The sequence below is a fragment of the Paenibacillus sp. Leaf72 genome, assembly GCF_001422685.1.
In the GTDB taxonomy this organism is placed as follows: Bacteria; Bacillota; Bacilli; order Paenibacillales; family Paenibacillaceae; genus Pristimantibacillus.
Window position 1 is genome coordinate 772,173 of record NZ_LMLV01000001.1, and the last position, 16,750, is coordinate 788,922.

A 16,750-nucleotide genomic window follows, 5' to 3' on the forward strand; every position below is an offset into this window, starting at 1 on the left:
CTAGAAGGGAAGCTGCTTCATTCACTATGCATCTAGGAAGAGGAAAGCGCAGCTGATGCAATTTCCTTGCCTTGTCTAATACAATCCGGCAAACCTACGCCGTCGAAAGCCGCTCCTGTAATATGAATGCCCGGCACTTGCTGTGCCATTCGCTCACGCAGGCGCTTCGTCTGGTCCAGATGGCCAACCGGATATTGCGGCATAGAGCGCGGCAGCCGTGTAATTTCCGTAAATAAAGGAGCTGCTGTAATATTCATCGTCTTCTTCACATCTTCTCTTACAGCGGCCATAAGCTGGTCATCCGGCAAAAAAGGCGTTATCTGATCGCCAGCCCGCCCTACATAACAGCGAAGCAGCACTTTGTCTCCAGGACTCGTATGCAGCCATTTCGTCGAGGTCCATGTGCATGCTGTAATCCTTAAGCCTTCCGAACGCGGAATAACGAACCCCGAACCTTTGAAGGTTACACCAAGGCTCGCTTTATCAAAAGCCATGACGACGTTTGCGACCGAAACGTAATCGATCGCCCGCAGCTCCGCACAATCGACCAGCGGCTCCAGCAGCTCCGCTGCCTGAAACGCAGGCGCCGTCATAATCACTTTGTCGGCAGGCAGCCGTTCTCCGTTTGCCAGCTCGATGGAGTAGCGGGACGCGGAATGTTCCCCGTCCGCCATGCCAGCGAAACCTGCTGCTTCACCGCCCGCAGCACTATCATGAATTCCGATAACCGCCTGGCCCAATTTGCGCTCCATGCTTGGCAAAGCTCGGTCCAGCGCATTTACCAAAGTAGACAGCCCGCCCTTAAAGGTAAGAAACACGCTGCTTCTAGCTCCTTCTGGCAGCAGGCTCATATCAGGAGCTTTCGCCAGCTTTTTGTTGCTCCGCATTCCCCTTATTAAGCTGCCATGCTTGCGTTCAGCAGCTGCGAACTGCGGGAATGTCGCTTGAATGCTCAGCTTGTTAAGGTCGCCAGCGTAAATGCCCGCCAGCAGCGGCTCTGCAATGCGCTGCACAACCTGCGTCCCCAGCCGTCGGCCTAGGAAGCCGCCCAGCGATTCGTCGCCAGCTGCAGTCCGAGCTGGCTTGATGAAATCAAGCAGCGCCCGCAGCTTGCCGCCCCAAGAGAGCAAGCCTGTCCGGGCGAATGGCATAATTTCCGTCGGAATGCCGAGCACGAGTCCCTGCGGCATCGCATGAAGCTTATTTTTAAACAAAATATAGGATTGCTTGCCCTTTGGATTCGTTCCCGTCAGCTCGGACTCTATGCCTAGCTCTTTCGCCAGCTCAATAATCGCCAGCTTGCGGCTAAGGAAAGAATCCGGGCCGCGTTCGATGACGAAACCGTCACGTTGCAGCGTATTGATTTTGCCGCCCAGTACCTCGGCGCTATCGACAAGCGTAATATGAATCTCTTTACGCTGCCGCTCCGCTTCCCGCTGCAAATAAAAAGCGGAGCTCAGCCCGCTGATCCCCCCGCCAATAATGACAATTCGATCAGCTTCTCCGATTCTCCGCATCTCATTCATCCTTTCTTACCAACCTCTACGTTGCTTCTATTACAGACTCCGCCAGCGTCTCCATATAGAGTGGGTCGCGATTTAACATTTTAATTCGTTCAAGGGTGATGCCCATATTTTTCGCTGTCGTCTTCGCTTCGATATCGAGGTCGAACAGCACCTCAAGATGATCCGACACAAAGCCGATTGGCGCGGCCAATACAGCCTTTACTCCTTGCTCCGCAAGCTCGGCAAGCGTCTCCAATATGTCAGGTCCCAGCCACGGCTCTCTCGTCCGGCCTGCGCTTTGCCAAGTAAACTGCCATCCATCATCCGCAATGCCAGCCTGCTTCGCAACCGCTCTTGACGTCTCCAGCAGCTGCTCCTCGTAAGGATCACCAAGCTCGCGAATTTTCTCCGGCAAGCTGTGCGCGCTGAAGAGCACCTTTACACTCGGCTCTCCGCCCGATGATGCGCTTAACCGCGCAAGCCCATCCGTTACCCGTTCCGTCAACGCCTGCAGCAGCTTCGGATGCAGATGATATTGCTTCACAAACGTCATCTCCACGCCAAGCTCGCTAGCCTTCTCCTGCGCACGCTTGATGTAGCTGCCTACGCTCATCGTCGAATAATGCGGGGCCAATACGATGCCGACTGCCTGCTTAATCCCGTCGCGAGCCATTTCCTCTACGCCATCTTCGATATAAGGACGGGCATGCTTAAGCCCCTGATAACAAGCATAACGGCCTGGGGCGAGCTGCTCCAGCTTATCCGCAAGGCCGGCTACCTGTCCGTTCGTATTTTCACGAAGCGGGAATACGCCGCCGACAATCGCCTCATACCTGCCATACAAATCCGTTAATTGCTCCGGCGTTGGAGGGTGGCCACGGCGAATATGCGTATAATACGCTTCTACATCATCAAGGCTTTCCGGCGTTCCATATGACATAACGAGAACTCCGATTTTGCTGTTTTCAGCTTCCGACATGGCTCGTTTCCTTCCCTTCACGCGCTGCAATGTATTTTTTCGAATATGAATGTATGTAAGCCGTTAGCTCTTGAAGCTTCTCAAGCGATGCCTCAGGAAATAATCCGTGTCCCAAATTAAAAATAAATCCCGGCTCTTCCAGTCCCTGCTCAATAATTTCTGCCGCATACGATTCAAGTACGCTCATTGGAGCAGTCAGCAGGACGGGATCGAGATTGCCCTGAACCGCGAAGCCGTGATTCAAACGGCGGCGTCCTTCGGGAATCGATACTCTCCAGTCAAGACCGATTACATCAGCTTGCACCTTGTGCAGCTCCGGCAGCAGCTCGCCCGAGCTTACGCCTGGGAAATAAATTTTCGGCTGCGGCAAATCCGACAGCTCGCTGAATATCCGCTCGATCGTCGGCAGTACAAACTTGCGGAAATCGGCTGGCGCAAGCGCACCGACCCAGCTATCAAACAATTGGAAAGCCTTCCCGCCATTCTCGATGTGCGCACGCAAATAAGCGATAACCATATCGCCCAGCTTGTCCATCAGCTTATGCCATACTTCCGGCTCGCCGTACATCATCGCCTTTGTGCGCAAGTAGTTCTTGGACGGTCTGCCTTCAATCAAATAGCTGGCAATCGTAAACGGCGCTCCTGCAAATGTAATAAGCGGGACATCAAGCTCCCGATCTAAAATACGGATCGTTTCCAGCACATGGCCGAGATCGCCTTCTACATCGATTGGCTTCAGCCGGTCTACATCCGCCGCGCAGCGAATCGGGTTATCGATCACGGGACCCACGTTCGCCACAATATCAAAATCTATACCGATTGAAGCAACCGGATTCATAATATCCGAATATAAAATAGCGGCATCCACGCCGAGCTTGCGCACCGGCATCATCGTCACTTCCGCAGCCAGCTCCGGCTGCTTGCAAATTTCGAGCAGCGAATATTTCTCTTTTATTTTTCGATATTCAGGGTCGTATCTTCCAGCTTGGCGCATATACCAGACGGGTACCTGATCCAGCTGTTCCTTGCGGCAGGCCCGAATGAAACGGTCATTATAGCTCATATTAGCCGTTCCTCTTTTCTATATAATTTTCTATTAACTCCATTATGCCCGTTTTTGCAGGGGCTAACAACCGCCAGTACCTGACTTCCTATGACAATGTTATGACACTCTCTTTAGGCATTCTCTTCATTATAACCTGATTCAAGGCGATTTTCGTGCTTTTCTGAAATATAAGCATTAATAAGTTTCACATTTATAAACAGGCTTATATTTCTCGGACTGAAACGCGCCGCGCTGCTAAAAGACGGCGACAGCCGTTTCACCTTGACAAATTGTTCTTCGTATTTCTGTCTGGCTGGCAGCTTGTGCTATACTAAAAAACATGGAACAGTGGAAAAAAAATCTCATCGTACTCTGGTTCGGGCAATTTCTCGTAATGGCTGGAATGACCATGATCATTCCTTTTATGTCGTTTTATTTGCAGTTTGAGCTGGGCTTAACCGATCCGCATCAAATTGCTGTATGGGCTGGTGTTATTTTCGCCGGCAACTTTGTCACCCAATTTATTTTCCAGCCGATTTGGGGAAAATACGCCGATCGCTACGGACGCAAGCTGATGCTGCTCCGCTCTGGCATCGGCATGGCAATTGTCATTGTGCTGATGGGCTTTGCGACGACACCGTGGCATCTGCTGCTGCTGCGCATGCTGAACGGAACGATTTCCGGCTTTAATCCCGCGGCTGTGGCGCTGATTTCTGCCAGCACGCCCAAGGATCGCATGGGCTATGCGATGGGAACGCTCCAATCGGGCGGAATTGCCGGAACGATATTAGGCCCTTTTATCGGCGGGCTGCTGGCTGACGCTGTCGGCTACCGTCCGATTTTTTATTTGACAGGCTCCCTATTGTTCGCTGCCTCCATGCTGGCGTTGTTCGTCGTGAAGGAGACGTTCGACTTGCAGAAGGCAGCAGCGAAAGTGCAAATTTCCGTCATCGAAGGCTTTAAGCGGCTGCGAGGCATTCATGAGCTGACGGCGCTGTATGCGGTCACCTTCCTCATTCAATTCGCGATGATGAGCTCGATGACGCTGCTGCCGCTGCATGTCCAAAGCCTGCATGGCCCGACAGCCAATTTGGCTTTTTGGGCGGGCTTCGTCGGCTCTGCGGCTGGCATCTCCAATCTCATTGCGTCGCCCGTGCTAGGAAAGCTCAGCGATCGCATCGGCTCAGAGCGCATTCTCGGCTATTCGCTGATTGGCGCGGGACTGACCTTTATCCCGCAGGCGCTCGCCGACAGTGTGCCGCAGCTGCTCATTTCCCGGTTTGCGCTGGGCATTTTTCTCGGCGGACTTGTGCCGACGGTCAATTCGCTCATTCGCAAATATACGCCGGACGGCATGGAATCCCGTGCCTACAGCTTTAACAGCAGCACGCTCGGCCTCGGCAATATGGTCGGTCCGATTACAGGCGGCGCGCTATCCGGCTGGATCGGCATCCGGGGGCTGTTCATTATGTCCGCGGTCATGATGCTGCTGAATGCGCTGTGGGTGCATCGCTCGCTGCTGCGGGGCAAATGGCGGGCTTCGCAAAGCTAGATCGTGCAGGCATATGTACCTGCCGACCTTCTACTAAACAAAACTGTAAAGGTTCCACACAGGGAAAAAGGAGACAAAAGCAGCCTTGGCGTAAACGCCAAGGCTGCTTTTTCAGTTCTGCACTCCTGTTATCAGCTACACATTCCGCAGGCAAGGCATTACCTATTCGGCTATCCTGCCTATTCTGCTTATCTTGTAATCCACTCAAGCATCCGTCAGCAGAAATATTTCGTCGCCTACCCGGACATGCCCCGCCTTCGTAACCGAGGCATACAAGCCGAAACGCAAATTAAGCTCCTGGTTGACTTTTTTGAGCAGCGACATATCCCGCTCCAGCGTGTCAGGGTCCAGCGTTATCATGGAGCAGCGCTCGCAATGCCCGTCTACGTGCAGCTCCGCGCTGCCAAGCTGGAGCCGCTTGCCGATCCAGCTTTCTTCATCCGGCGCATCGCCCGCAAGCGCCACAATCATGTTCGCCCGGAACCGCCGCGCATCGAGCGGCTTGCCCCATATCGCCTCAAGCTTATTCAACAGTGCATCGGTCACAATGAGCACGCTGCTGGCATCCGCACCCAGCAAATCCGGCGTTTCCGGCGCATAACGCCGCATGGAAAGGGTCGTGCGGGTGTGCGACTGTATTTCGGCGAGCAGCTGCTCGTTCCAGGCGAGCTCGCGATTGTCAGGCGACGTAACCGTTACTTCGGGAAAACCGGAAGCCGCTGCCGTACCCTTTTCAAAACCATGATCATCTTGGAGCTTCGCCTTGTAGCCAAGCATAGCCGGAATTTGCCGCGCTGTAATAAAGCTGTCCCAGCCTTCCTTCGTTTCATCTATAAAAGCATGGCTGCGGTCGCCATACAGCCCATAAGCTTCCATCCTGCTGGAATCCAGCCGCTCGCCCGCAAACGATTTAATGGGGTAACGGTTCATTTCCTTAAGCGTGCCAACCCGTGTTTTTACTCGTTCGACTGCCGGTTTTTCTGCCAATGCCCACTTCTCCCGTCTCCTGCAAAATAACTGCGCGAAACAGGCGCTGCCCCATAAAGCGGCAACGCCCGTCTACACTTAAACGATTCTATTAGCTATCATAGCACAGGAAGCTCTTTCTTCAAGCGGCTAGGCTTTCGATTAACAACGATTATGCTGGATGCGACAAGTGCGAGACCCACCACCAAATTAATCGTGACATGCTCCTTTAAAAATAACACGCTGAACACGATCGCAATAAGCGGGATCAGAAACATAAACGAGCCGACCTTCGCTGAATCGCCATTGCGGATGAGTTTGAAATAAATAAGCCAGCCGATCGCGATGACAAAAATAGAGATGAACAGCGTATCGAATATGAACGGCATATTCCATACAATATCGGACCAGCTTTCGGTCATCGACCCTGTGCCCAAAATAACGACACCGCCAATGGCCACCTGCATCGCGGTCATCCATAGGGAATCGACTCGCGCCGCCATTTTCTTCGTATATATCGTGCCTCCTGCCCAGCTTATGGCCGAAACAATCGCAAGCAGCAAGCCCCACACGGAAATATGGCCGGAAATGCCTCCCGTCGTTATCGCCGCAACACCGGCGAAGCCCAGCAGAAGGCCGATAATTTTCAGCGGGTACATCGCCTCTCCTAGCCATAGCCATGCAAACACACCGAGCAGCACAGGCTGTAAAAAGACAATCGCCGTGAACAGTCCTGCCGGCATATATTGGAGCCCTATCGTCTGAAAGCTATAATACATAATGATGTTCAGCATGGAAGCAATAAGATAAATAGGCCAATTCTGCTTAAGCCGCAGCGGTCCCCGCTTCCAAATGGCAAAGCCTACGAGCAAAATGCCGCCAATGAGCGTTCGAATGCCCGCAAATAATAAAGGCGGAGAAAAGTCCAGCGCATATTTGGTAAGCGGCCAATTGATGCCCCATATAAACACGAGAAAAATTAAATACATCGTTGCCGCTGATCGGGAAATACCAGGCACCTTGAACAGCTCCTTGTGTGGTCGTTTTACCGAATGATACAATAGTTTGCAACATAAATAAAATAAATGTTTATCATAGGGGGCATAACACTTTAGTTATGACAAACTCGCAGCTAACGATATTCATTAAAATTGCCGAAACCGGCAGCTTCACGAAGGCGGGACTTGAGCTGAATATGACGCAGCCCGCTGTGAGCCGGGCTATATCTACGCTCGAAACGGAGCTTGGCGTCGTGCTGCTCATACGCGATCGTCGAAATGGCGTCCTGCTAACGGATATCGGCAGGCGGCTACTGACGATGTTTCGGGAAATTTTGAAATCCTATGAGCGGATTGAGCAGGAAATTTCCCGTGAAAAAGGGCTGGAGATCGGTACGATTCGCGTTGGCGCCTTCCCGGTTGCTTCCGCTTATTTCTTGCCCAAAATCATGCGGACCATCGCCGCCAAATATCCTCATCTCGAATTTGAGCTGCATGAAGGCACAATTGACGAGGTGAAGGAATGGCTCCATACACGCATCATCGATGTGGCCCTCATCATTCCGCCGGACGAATCGTTTGAAACGATCCCTTTGTATAAGGAGCGGATGTATGCCGTTATGCGGGACGATCATCCTTTGGCCGGCAATGAAGTCATTTCGGTTAAGGACATTAGCGGCAATCCGCTCATTAATTGCAAATCAGGCTATGAGACGCCTATAGTGGAGCTGTTTCAGCGTGCCGAGACGGAGCTGGAAATTAAATTCATCATTAAAAATGTCAATACGCTGCTCAGCATGGTACAGGAAGGACTCGGCATGTCCATTTTGTCAGAGCTAGCGATGCAATCGCTGCCGCCAAATGTGATTAAGCTGGAGCTTTCACCCGAAGGCTACCGGGAGATTCGGCTTGCCGTCCCGTCGCTTGAGGAATCATCGCTTGCGGTCAAGCTGTTTATTGAGACGGCGCTTGAGCTGTTCGCCCCAGCGGCACGGCACGTGTAGTTGGCGCTGTCATCTGTTTGAAAGCGATGCTCGTTTCGCGGGCACGCCGCAGTAAAAAAGCTTTATTTTTCAAGACGTTTCCGCCATGAAAAATAAAGCTTGCGCGACTTGCTCTTGCTCTTGCACGATTAGCCGCGCTTTAAAGCTTCAGCTCCTTGCGCTTAGCGACCAGCGCGCTGAATTTCAGCTCCAGCGCCGCCTTCTCCTCGGCTGAACGCTGCGGCAGCGACAGCCGCGCCAACGTCTCGGCGAATTCTTGCTCCAGCCTCAGCCGCAGCTCTTCCCGCTCCACGCTCGCTTGCGCTGCTCCTGTTCCTGCAGCTGCCGGGTTGTCGGCAGCTGCGCCGCCATGGTCAGGCGCTTCGTTCTCGCTAAAGCGCCATTCCCCGTCACCGAGCAGTTGCAGGATATGCGTCGCCGCCCCGCTAACCAAGCGCCGATCATGCGATGCAAATATAATCGTGCCGGGGTAAGCTCGAAGCGTCTCTTCCAGCTGCTCGCGAGCGTAAATATCCAAATAATTGGAAGGTTCATCGAGCAGCAGCGTATTATGCCGCCCCAACAGCAGCTTCGCAAGCGCCGCCTTCACCCGTTCGCCGCCACTGAGCAGCGCCACCTGCTTAAACACATCCTCGCCCTTGAACAAGGTTCTTGCCAACACGGTTCGCACATGCGCATCGGGATAGACGGCTGATGCCAGCACGTTTTGCAAAACATTTTTGGATTCATCCAGCAGCGATAAATTTTGGCGAAAATAGCCCATTCGGCAAGACGGTGCGGCTGCAACCCCTTCCGCTTGCTCGTAAATGCTTCGAAGCAGCGTCGTTTTGCCCGCTCCATTGCCGCCTACAAGCGCGATGCGCATGCCTGGCTTTATTTGAACGGACAGCTCACGGAACAGCCAGCGGTCCTCTGATAGCCCGGCCTCCAGCTGCTCCAGCCGCAGCACATGCTTGCTGCGGCAAGGCTCGTGCACCTGCGCATCGAATAAAGGCATTTCCAGCTCTGCCGGCTTCTGCTTCACCTCCAGCCGCTCCAAGCGGCTTTCCAGCGCATCCGCCGCCTTGTTCAGCTTCGCTTGCGAGCTGCGCATGCCTTCAAGCCCAAGATTCGCCTCCTTATAGCTCATTCGCTTCGGCTTGTGGCTGATGCCCTGCGCCGACTGGCGTACTTTGGCTAGCGAATCCAGCAGACGGCTCTTCTCCTTGGCATATTGCTCATATTCAAAAACGGCGCGGGCCCGCTTCGCTTCCTTTTCCCGCTTATAAGCCGAATAATTGCCTTTGAAAATAAGGATTTCTCCATCCTCCAGCTCGATGATCGAGGTGCACACATGGTCCAGCAGCTCGCGGTCATGGGAAACGAAGATGACGGCTCCCGGATACGCGGTGAAGGCATCTTCCAGTTGGCGAATGCCTGCCGCATCCAAATGGCTCGTCGGCTCATCCGCAAACAATATTTCCGCTCCGCTAGCGAACAGCTCAGCTATCGCCGTCCTCGTCTTCTCGCCTCCGCTGCCAAAGCCTTTCGCTTCCCCCGCATCCAGCGCCTGCCAGCGGCTGGCGTTCTCTCCTTCGCTGTGGCGAGAGCGGAGAATAGCTCCCACTTGCAGCTCATGCTCACCGCTGGGCACACCAGAGAGCTGCTGCTCTACTTGCTCATCTGCCGCTGCCTCGCCCCGATAGCCCGCTGCCTGACGCAGCTCGGCAGCAGAGCCGCTGCGGGTCACTGTGCCTTTATCCGGCTCCAGCCTGCCCGCCAGCACAGCCAGCAGCGTCGATTTGCCCGCTCCATTAACGCCGATAATGCCGACGCGATCGCGAGCTCCCAGCTCCCAGACACCATCCAGCCTGCCTAACAATCGATCCTGTACTGCTATTTCTATATGCCTAACCTCTAATTTTCCCATAAAAAAACCTCCCCAGCTCGAATAAGTGTCGATCTGAAGAGGATTATTCGCCAATTATAGCCATTTCCGAAAAAGCATGCAGCTATCCCTGTTCAGGTATAGCAGCAAACAAGCGCGTCAAGGTGAAACGGCTGTCGCCGTCCTCTGGCAAAAAAACGCGAGCGAAACGTATGAGGCATGTCCGGAAATGGGCGCAATAATCCTATCTTCAGAAAATGAACTTTTGATCAATCATAAGTTGTCATTTATAAGCTTCTGAACGAATAGGTTATTTTCTCATGATCCTCGGACACCGTTCCCTCTCTCGCGGGGCGCTGATTTTAATTCCCCATCATTATAAAATAATTAGCTTGCAAGCGTCAACCTTCGTTCCACCCCCTGCGTTCCCTCTTGGGAACAACAGCAGGCGGGCGCAGACAGTTGCAGCAGCGCTCAACAGACAGGGCTTTCCAGCCCCCTGCCCCGCTATTTTACAATCGCTATGGCCAGTCCATCATAGCCGGGCAGCACTGTGCTAAGCAGCCGCTCGTCATTTGCAATCCGCTCATTGAACGCCCTCACGGCTTGTATAGCCGGGCCAACTCTGGCCGTATTCATAGTCCGCCCACGCAAAAACACATTGTCGCCTACGATAACGGCTCCTGGCGTCGCTAAAGCGAGCGCATATTCCAAATACACGGGATAACCTTCCTTATCCGCATCGATAAAGAAAAAATCAAACTGCCGACCCTCTGCTTTAAGCTGCTCCATGCTCGCTTTGCCATCGCCGATTTTGAACGTGACGGCCTGTCCATAGCCCGCTGCCTCCACATTGCCGCGCGCGACCTCCGCGTATTCCGCTTTGAGCTCCAGCGACGTCAGCCGCCCGCCTTCTCCCGCTCCCCGCAGCAGGCAAATACCGCTATAGCCGCCAAGTGCCCCAACTTCGAGCAGCTGCTTCGCTCCTGACATGGCGACCAGCATCGTCAGCAGCCGGCCGTAGCCATCAGCGACGGAAATGTCCGGCATCCCGTTTGCAGCAAGGGTTTCGCGCACCCGAATCAGGTCCAAATCTTCCTTATATAAGCTGTCTGCATATTGTTCATTTTCGATCGACATTTTTTTACTCATCCTTTCATTTGTCAAAACAAGCTGCGTTTACTATACTTGATTGTATGATTTTGACCGTGAGGATTCAACTGCGCTTTACATACGAAGGAGAGAGTGACACGAATGACAACGAAAATTGAATTGATCGCAACGACGCCGATGGGCCTTGAGGCGATTGTCGCACGCGAGCTCAAGGAGCTTGGCTATACCGACTTGACAGTAGAAAATGGACGCATTACTTTCCCGGCTGAACCGATCGATATTTGCCGCACCAACTTATGGCTGCGCTCGGCAGGACGGATTTTGGTCAAGATGGGCGAATTTCAGGCGACCACCTTCGAGGAGCTGTTCGAAGGCACGAAGGCGCTAAACTGGCCTGACTGGATTCCCGGAGATGGCGAATTTCCGGTGGACGGACGTTCCCACAAGTCGCAGCTGTCCAGCGTTCCTGCCTGCCAGAGCGTCGTGAAGAAGGCAGTCGTAGAAAAAATGAAAGAGCGCTACGCAACCGAGTGGTTTCCGGAAAATGAAGGCCGCTACGTCATCGAAGTTACGCTGCTTAATGATCGCGCGCAGCTGACACTTGATACGACAGGAGCTGGCCTGCATAAGCGCGGCTATCGCAATGTAGCGACGGAAGCGCCGCTGCGCGAGACGATGGCAGCTGCGCTGCTGCAAATTAGCCGCTGGCAGCCGGAGCGTCCGCTCTACGACCCGTTCTGCGGGTCGGGCACCATTCTGATTGAGGCCGCTATGCTGGCGTGGAACGTCGCTCCAGGGCTGCGCCGCTCCTTCAACAGCGAGGGCTGGCCGCTAGTGCCGGACCAGCTGTGGGAAACGGCGCGTGAAGAAGCCTTTGATGCGGTGAAGGATGATGTGGCGCTGCAAATTGCCGGTTCGGATATTGACCCCGGCGCCATCGAAATCGCGACAGCCAATATTAAAAAAGCCGGCTTCGGCAAAGACATTAAGCTGAGCGTCATGCCAGCCGCGAAAATTAAGCCCGAGGGCGAATACGGCGTCATCGTGACCAATCCGCCATACGGGGAGCGACTCGGCGATGATCGCGAGGCGGAAGCGGCGCTGCGCCAGTTCGGCATGTCGGCGCTCCATTTGCCGACCTGGTCATTTTTCGCTTTTACGCCTGTTGCTGCTATCGAGCATTATATGGGCCGCCCTGCCGACAAGAAACGCAAGCTGTTCAACGGGCGGATTGAATGCAACTATTACCAGTTTTTCGGACCAGGCGGCCTATATGCAAACCGCAAATCCCAATCATCAGAAAAATAATAAATAGAGAAATAGAATCGCTTTTTGGGAGAGGAAAGGGACACTAAGAGAGGGACTTTCAATTCATGCATCAAAAAAGATACAAAGCTCTAACCAACAGCTTGCAAGCAGCAGCCCGCTGGGGACGGCGTCCCTATGGCGCGGAACTGCTGCTTTTTTTCGGAGTGCTTCTGCTCAAGCTATATGCCTTTGATTTATTTATAGCTGTGCCCAATATGAAAATGAATGTCTATGATGTCAAAATCGCCATCGGCACCCTTGCGCTTTGCAGCTTCTGGACGCTGCTGCTGCCGCTGCGGGGCAGATTCTTTGCGTTATTCGCAATGAATGCCCTGTTCTCGGCTATTTTGTATGCCGATTTAATTTATTATCGCTACTTCGAGGATTTGATTTCCGTGCCCGTCCTGCTGCAGGCCGGGCAGGTGGAGGCCCTTGGGGGCAGCATTGCTACGCTGCTGGAAGTGAAAGATTTTATATTGTTGGCCGATATCCCGCTGCTGCTTGGTTATGCCGTTCTGCTGGCATGGAAGTGGCGCGCTGCCGAGCCAACTGCCGTATCTGTTGCCATGAAAGCTGACACAAACGCTGAGGCCGCTTTACCCCAGCGCAGCAAGCAGCCGCATTGGCGAGCAAAAGCACCGCGTTTATTGTTAAGCTTCGCCCTGCTGACCATCGGATTAATGGTGACCTTTGGCGGCATTAACGATGCCAAGCGCACATGGGCAAAAGGATTATTCGAAAGCAATTGGTGGAATTTATCACTTTATAATGTGACAGGCGCACTAGGCTTTCACGGCTATGATCTGTATCGTTATGCGGCGCTGCATTGGCTGAATGCAGAAGCTGTCTCTGCCGAGACGACTTCACAGGTGCTCGCCTGGACGGAGCAATCCGGGCAATCGCGCGCCAAGCTGGAGCGGGACTTAAGCTTTGGCGCGTATAAAGGCAGCAATATTATTTTGGTACAGGCAGAAGCTTTCCAGAACTTTATGATTGGCAAGTCGTTCAACGGCCAGGAAATAACGCCGAACATCAATAAGCTGGTCAAGAGCAGCGCCTATTTCAGCTCCTTTTATCACCAGACCGCGCAGGGCCGAACGTCGGACGCGGATTTTGCCAGCAATTGCTCGCTTCAGCCGCTCGCCAGCGGCTCGGTATTTATTCAATATGCCGGGAATGAATTCCAATGCTTGCCGCAGATGCTGCATAATAACGGCTACTACACTAGCGTTTTTCATGCCTACGAAGGAAGCTTCTGGAACCGCAATACCATGTACGCGAATATGAAATACGATGCTTTTGTGAGCAAAAAACAATACGAGCTGGACGAGCCGATCGGCTGGTCGCTTGGAGATAAATCCTTTTTTCGCCAATCGCTTGACCAAATTGCCGAGCAGCCGCAGCCGTTTCATTCCTTTCTGATCACGCTGTCCAGCCATCACCCCTATCAAATTCCCGCAGCTGAACAGACGCTTTCGCTCGGCGAGCTTGAGGGCACGATAATGGGCGATTATTTGCAAGCAATCCATTACGTGGATGAAGCGCTTGGCGAGCTTATTGAACGGCTTCAGCAGGAAGGGCTTTGGGATCATACGATATTTGCCATGTATGGCGATCATGATAATTCGATCAGCGATTGGAGCTTGTTTGAAGCGTTTCTGGGCAAACCGTTAAATGAGCTGGAGCGGGAACAAATCGTTAAGCAGGTGCCGTTGCTCGTCCATTTGCCAGACGATCGTTATGCAGGAGCCTATACCGCTCCGAGCGGACAGCTTGATGTCACGCCAACGCTGCTGCATTTGCTTGGAATATCGTCAAGCAAGCTTGCGATGATTGGAACGCCGCTTATTACGGAAAGCATGCGTCAGCCGCAGCAAAACAGCAAGCTTGTTGTGCTGCGCAATGGCGCATTTACGAATGGCGACGTTTATTATATCCCTTCCGCTGATGGGCTTGCCGAGAATGGCACATGCTGGAACGTTGCGGAACAATCACCTGGCGAACTGGCTCCATGCCTTAACCTGAGGGCAGACGCGCAAACTGAGCTGTCCATGTCGGACCTTCTGGTCATCCATAATTTAATCCCCGCGCTTTATGATAAAAGCATGGTTCGAGTCGGCAGCACCCAAATAGCCGCTCGAAAATAAAGCAAATGCCCCATGACAGGCCGCAATACAAGCGGCGATGCCATGGGGCATTTTTATGGGGCTGGCCTTTAAGCAGCAAGCCCCCGGTTTATTTTTTACCCTGCGGTCAGGATTTCCCGTGGGTTTGCAGCCAGAGCAAAATATCGTCAATGGTCCTGACCGGCACGACAAGCAGCTCAGGCGCTGCGCTCTTCGCCTCCTGCTCAAGCTCTGCCGGTACGAAGAACACATCCGCATCGGTCCGGCTCACCGCATAGGCCTTCTGCGGCACACCGCCAACGAGGCCCACCGAGCCATCCGGCTCTATCGTGCCGGTGCCAGCGACTTGCAGCCCATGTGTCACCCCGCCTGGCGTAAGCTGATCCAGAAGCGCCAGCGTGAGCATGGCGCCATGGGACGGCCCGCCGATATGGGCAATATACGAATAATAGCTGACAGGCCTAGGGGCATCCAGCTTCAGTTCATTTTGCACCGAAATGCCGAATACGGCGCGCACAGGCAATTGATCGGTCGCAGCAGCCGCCGCTGTCTTCACCTCAAGCGTTAACTTTTCTGCTAACGTCCCTCTTTGAACACCGACTTGAACCGTTTCTCCCGGTATAACAAAGGCTGGATCTGCCATAATGGAGGTCAGTTCCGTCACACTCTCCACCCCCTTGCCATTCAAGCTGACGATTAAATCGCCAGGAACGAGTGCGCCCTGAGCAATGGCATCCTTCGTCATGCCGACAATGCGGACCCCCGTCGTTGTTACGCCATTTCCTATGCCCGCCTTGCCCTCGGCAATCGCAGCGGCCACACTGTTCGCATCTGTTTTCATCGTCGAAACGAGTGTATAGGACTCTGACAAGGAAGGCTCGTTCTCAGGCTTGCGCTCAAACGTATATTCCGGCAGCACCAGACTGTACAGCCAGTCCGCAGGCACTGCAGGCCGATCAAACACCAGCACGCCGCTAATGCTGCCTCCAGCGGCTCCTCCTTCGACATGGGCATAGCGGTTCATGTTCATCGTAAGGCCCGGATAAGTGACGATATAATTTGTCGGGTACACCAGTACAAAAGCAGCGGCTAGCCCAGAGCCCAGCATCCAAATAAAGGTTTTAGGCCAGCGCCCTCCCCGCTTCTCCATACTGCGGCGCGCAAGCAGCTCGCTCCAAACCATTTCAATGCATACAATCAGCAGCATACCCCCGATGAGCGGCAGCGACAGTATTAACCTTTGCGGAAAAATAGCAATGCATCCGATAGCGGACACACCGAGCAGAGCGATGCCATATTGAACGACTGCAAGCAGCCGCTCGAAACGAATCGTGGCAACGCGAGCAAAACCGCCGCTACGATTCACCCGCTCCACAATGCCTCGGCAGCCGCCAACCAGCCAGAGCAATGGAATGAAAGCGAGCGCATAGAGCAGCCAGTTAATCATATCAATCCAAAGCATGCCAGAAGCGGCCAGCTTAAGCGGAGCAGGGAGCCAGATTAGCTCGGCAGCTGCAATGTACAGCAAGGCCAAAATCAATCCAGCGATATAATAGCGGAAACGACGCATGCTCACTCAACCTCCTCAAATATTAAAGCATAAGCGGGCACTGCCTTCAAAGAATGGCAATGCCCGCTCACGCTTCAATTGGCAAAAAAAGACCCAACAGATGTTGAGTCTCTTCCCTGCTGCCGTATGTTGACTATCCTTTAATGTAACGTTTGGCCTTCTCAATGGCTTCATCTTCAGTAGCGCCTTTTATATAACGTCCATTAATAAAAATAAATGGCGACCTTGCGCAAGGCCCGCAATAGGATTTGCAGCCAACCCGAATTTCCGCATCGGGCGCTAGCTTTTGCAGCTTCGGCACTAGCGTCTTAACCTGATAAAACCTGCATTTATCACATACCATTATATCATTTGCCATTATTGTTAGTCCTACTTCCGTATTGTCTTCGGTCTCACGGCCTGTTAGTGGTCGCCGTGATTGCCTTGGGAAGGGTTCGTAATGGCAAAGCCTTCTTCCGGCACATAGAAGTAGTCAATGCGAATGCCGTCAAGAAATTTGTTGTCCTTCTCCAAAATAACATCGATATCTTTATCTGTGGAAACGACAACATCCTTATCCGTTGGATCATCGATGCCCATGCCATAGTGCGCATGGTCGCCGTGGGAATGCGTCACATATACGCGAAGTTTCTTGCCTTCATTCTCAGGCTTGTCCAGCTCAAGCTTCAATATTTTTGCCGCATTGCGCGAAATTTTGACTGTCATCATCACTTAAAC

General features: G+C 53.1%; 14 protein-coding genes. 4 read left to right on the forward strand and 10 right to left on the reverse strand.

Translation table 11 applies throughout. From position 1 onward, the window contains the following. Positions 1 to 32: 32 nt before the first annotated feature. From hemG to hemE, 3 genes are read right to left on the reverse strand one after another with little or no spacing between them, the layout of a single operon-like run. Positions 33 to 1,517 carry a protoporphyrinogen oxidase gene (gene hemG / locus ASF12_RS03420; protein ID WP_081418694.1) on the reverse strand — a complete coding sequence of 495 codons (1,485 nt, stop codon included), beginning with the start codon at positions 1,515 to 1,517 and terminating at the stop codon, positions 33 to 35. 25 nt (positions 1,518 to 1,542) lie between these two features. Continuing rightward, positions 1,543 to 2,484, reverse strand: coding sequence for a ferrochelatase (gene hemH / locus ASF12_RS03425; RefSeq protein WP_056029543.1), 942 nt, complete (start codon positions 2,482 to 2,484; stop codon positions 1,543 to 1,545). Continuing rightward, positions 2,471 to 3,547, reverse strand: a complete 1,077-nt coding sequence (gene hemE / locus ASF12_RS03430; protein ID WP_056029546.1) for a uroporphyrinogen decarboxylase — start codon at positions 3,545 to 3,547, stop codon at positions 2,471 to 2,473. Before hemE ends, hemH begins: the two co-directional genes overlap by 14 nt. Before the next feature lie 322 nt (positions 3,548 to 3,869). Here hemE and ASF12_RS03435 point away from each other — a divergent pair, with 322 nt between their 5' ends. After that, positions 3,870 to 5,081: an MFS transporter gene (locus ASF12_RS03435; protein WP_056029549.1), complete on the forward strand. Its 1,212-nt coding sequence runs from the start codon at positions 3,870 to 3,872 to the stop codon at positions 5,079 to 5,081. A 204-nt stretch (positions 5,082 to 5,285) separates the two neighbouring features. Here ASF12_RS03435 and ASF12_RS03440 read toward each other — a convergent pair whose 3' ends face one another. Next, the gene (locus ASF12_RS03440) at positions 5,286 to 6,068 is read right to left on the reverse strand and encodes an MOSC domain-containing protein (RefSeq protein WP_056029552.1); all 783 of its coding nucleotides are present in this window, start codon (positions 6,066 to 6,068) and stop codon (positions 5,286 to 5,288) included. 98 nt (positions 6,069 to 6,166) lie between these two features. Next, positions 6,167 to 7,066 carry a DMT family transporter gene (locus ASF12_RS03445; RefSeq protein ID WP_442952492.1) on the reverse strand — a complete coding sequence of 300 codons (900 nt, stop codon included), beginning with the start codon at positions 7,064 to 7,066 and terminating at the stop codon, positions 6,167 to 6,169. 98 nt (positions 7,067 to 7,164) lie between these two features. On the opposite strand from ASF12_RS03445, the gene ASF12_RS03450 reads away from it, so the two are divergent. Beyond that, complete coding sequence (locus ASF12_RS03450; RefSeq protein WP_056029555.1) at positions 7,165 to 8,049, forward strand: LysR family transcriptional regulator; 885 nt, start codon at positions 7,165 to 7,167, stop codon at positions 8,047 to 8,049. Between the two features lie 139 nt (positions 8,050 to 8,188). Here ASF12_RS03450 and abc-f read toward each other — a convergent pair whose 3' ends face one another. Both abc-f and ASF12_RS03465 read right to left on the reverse strand, forming a co-directional pair. Beyond that, complete coding sequence (gene abc-f, locus ASF12_RS03455; protein WP_056029558.1) at positions 8,189 to 9,958, reverse strand: ribosomal protection-like ABC-F family protein; 1,770 nt, start codon at positions 9,956 to 9,958, stop codon at positions 8,189 to 8,191. 465 nt (positions 9,959 to 10,423) lie between these two features. Further along, the gene (locus ASF12_RS03465; protein WP_155972751.1) at positions 10,424 to 11,056 is read right to left on the reverse strand and encodes an O-methyltransferase; all 633 of its coding nucleotides are present in this window, start codon (positions 11,054 to 11,056) and stop codon (positions 10,424 to 10,426) included. 114 nt (positions 11,057 to 11,170) lie between these two features. On the opposite strand from ASF12_RS03465, the gene ASF12_RS03470 reads away from it, so the two are divergent. Together ASF12_RS03470 and ASF12_RS03475 are read left to right on the forward strand one after the other, a co-directional pair. Then, positions 11,171 to 12,337: a THUMP domain-containing class I SAM-dependent RNA methyltransferase gene (locus ASF12_RS03470; RefSeq protein WP_056029566.1), complete on the forward strand. Its 1,167-nt coding sequence runs from the start codon at positions 11,171 to 11,173 to the stop codon at positions 12,335 to 12,337. A gap of 65 nt (positions 12,338 to 12,402) precedes the next feature. Further along, on the forward strand, positions 12,403 to 14,484 hold the full coding sequence (locus ASF12_RS03475; RefSeq protein WP_056029569.1) for an LTA synthase family protein: 2,082 nt from the start codon (positions 12,403 to 12,405) through the stop codon (positions 14,482 to 14,484). 106 nt (positions 14,485 to 14,590) lie between these two features. Here ASF12_RS03475 and ASF12_RS03480 read toward each other — a convergent pair whose 3' ends face one another. From ASF12_RS03480 to ASF12_RS03490, 3 genes are all read right to left on the reverse strand, one after another. After that, positions 14,591 to 16,033 carry a S16 family serine protease gene (locus tag ASF12_RS03480; protein WP_056029573.1) on the reverse strand — a complete coding sequence of 481 codons (1,443 nt, stop codon included), beginning with the start codon at positions 16,031 to 16,033 and terminating at the stop codon, positions 14,591 to 14,593. Between the two features lie 133 nt (positions 16,034 to 16,166). Continuing rightward, complete coding sequence (locus ASF12_RS03485; RefSeq protein WP_056029575.1) at positions 16,167 to 16,391, reverse strand: DUF1450 domain-containing protein; 225 nt, start codon at positions 16,389 to 16,391, stop codon at positions 16,167 to 16,169. 44 nt (positions 16,392 to 16,435) lie between these two features. Beyond that, entirely contained in the window at positions 16,436 to 16,738 is a 303-nt protein-coding gene (locus ASF12_RS03490) for a hypothetical protein (RefSeq protein ID WP_056032761.1), read from the reverse strand. Positions 16,739 to 16,750: the final 12 nt, after the last annotated feature.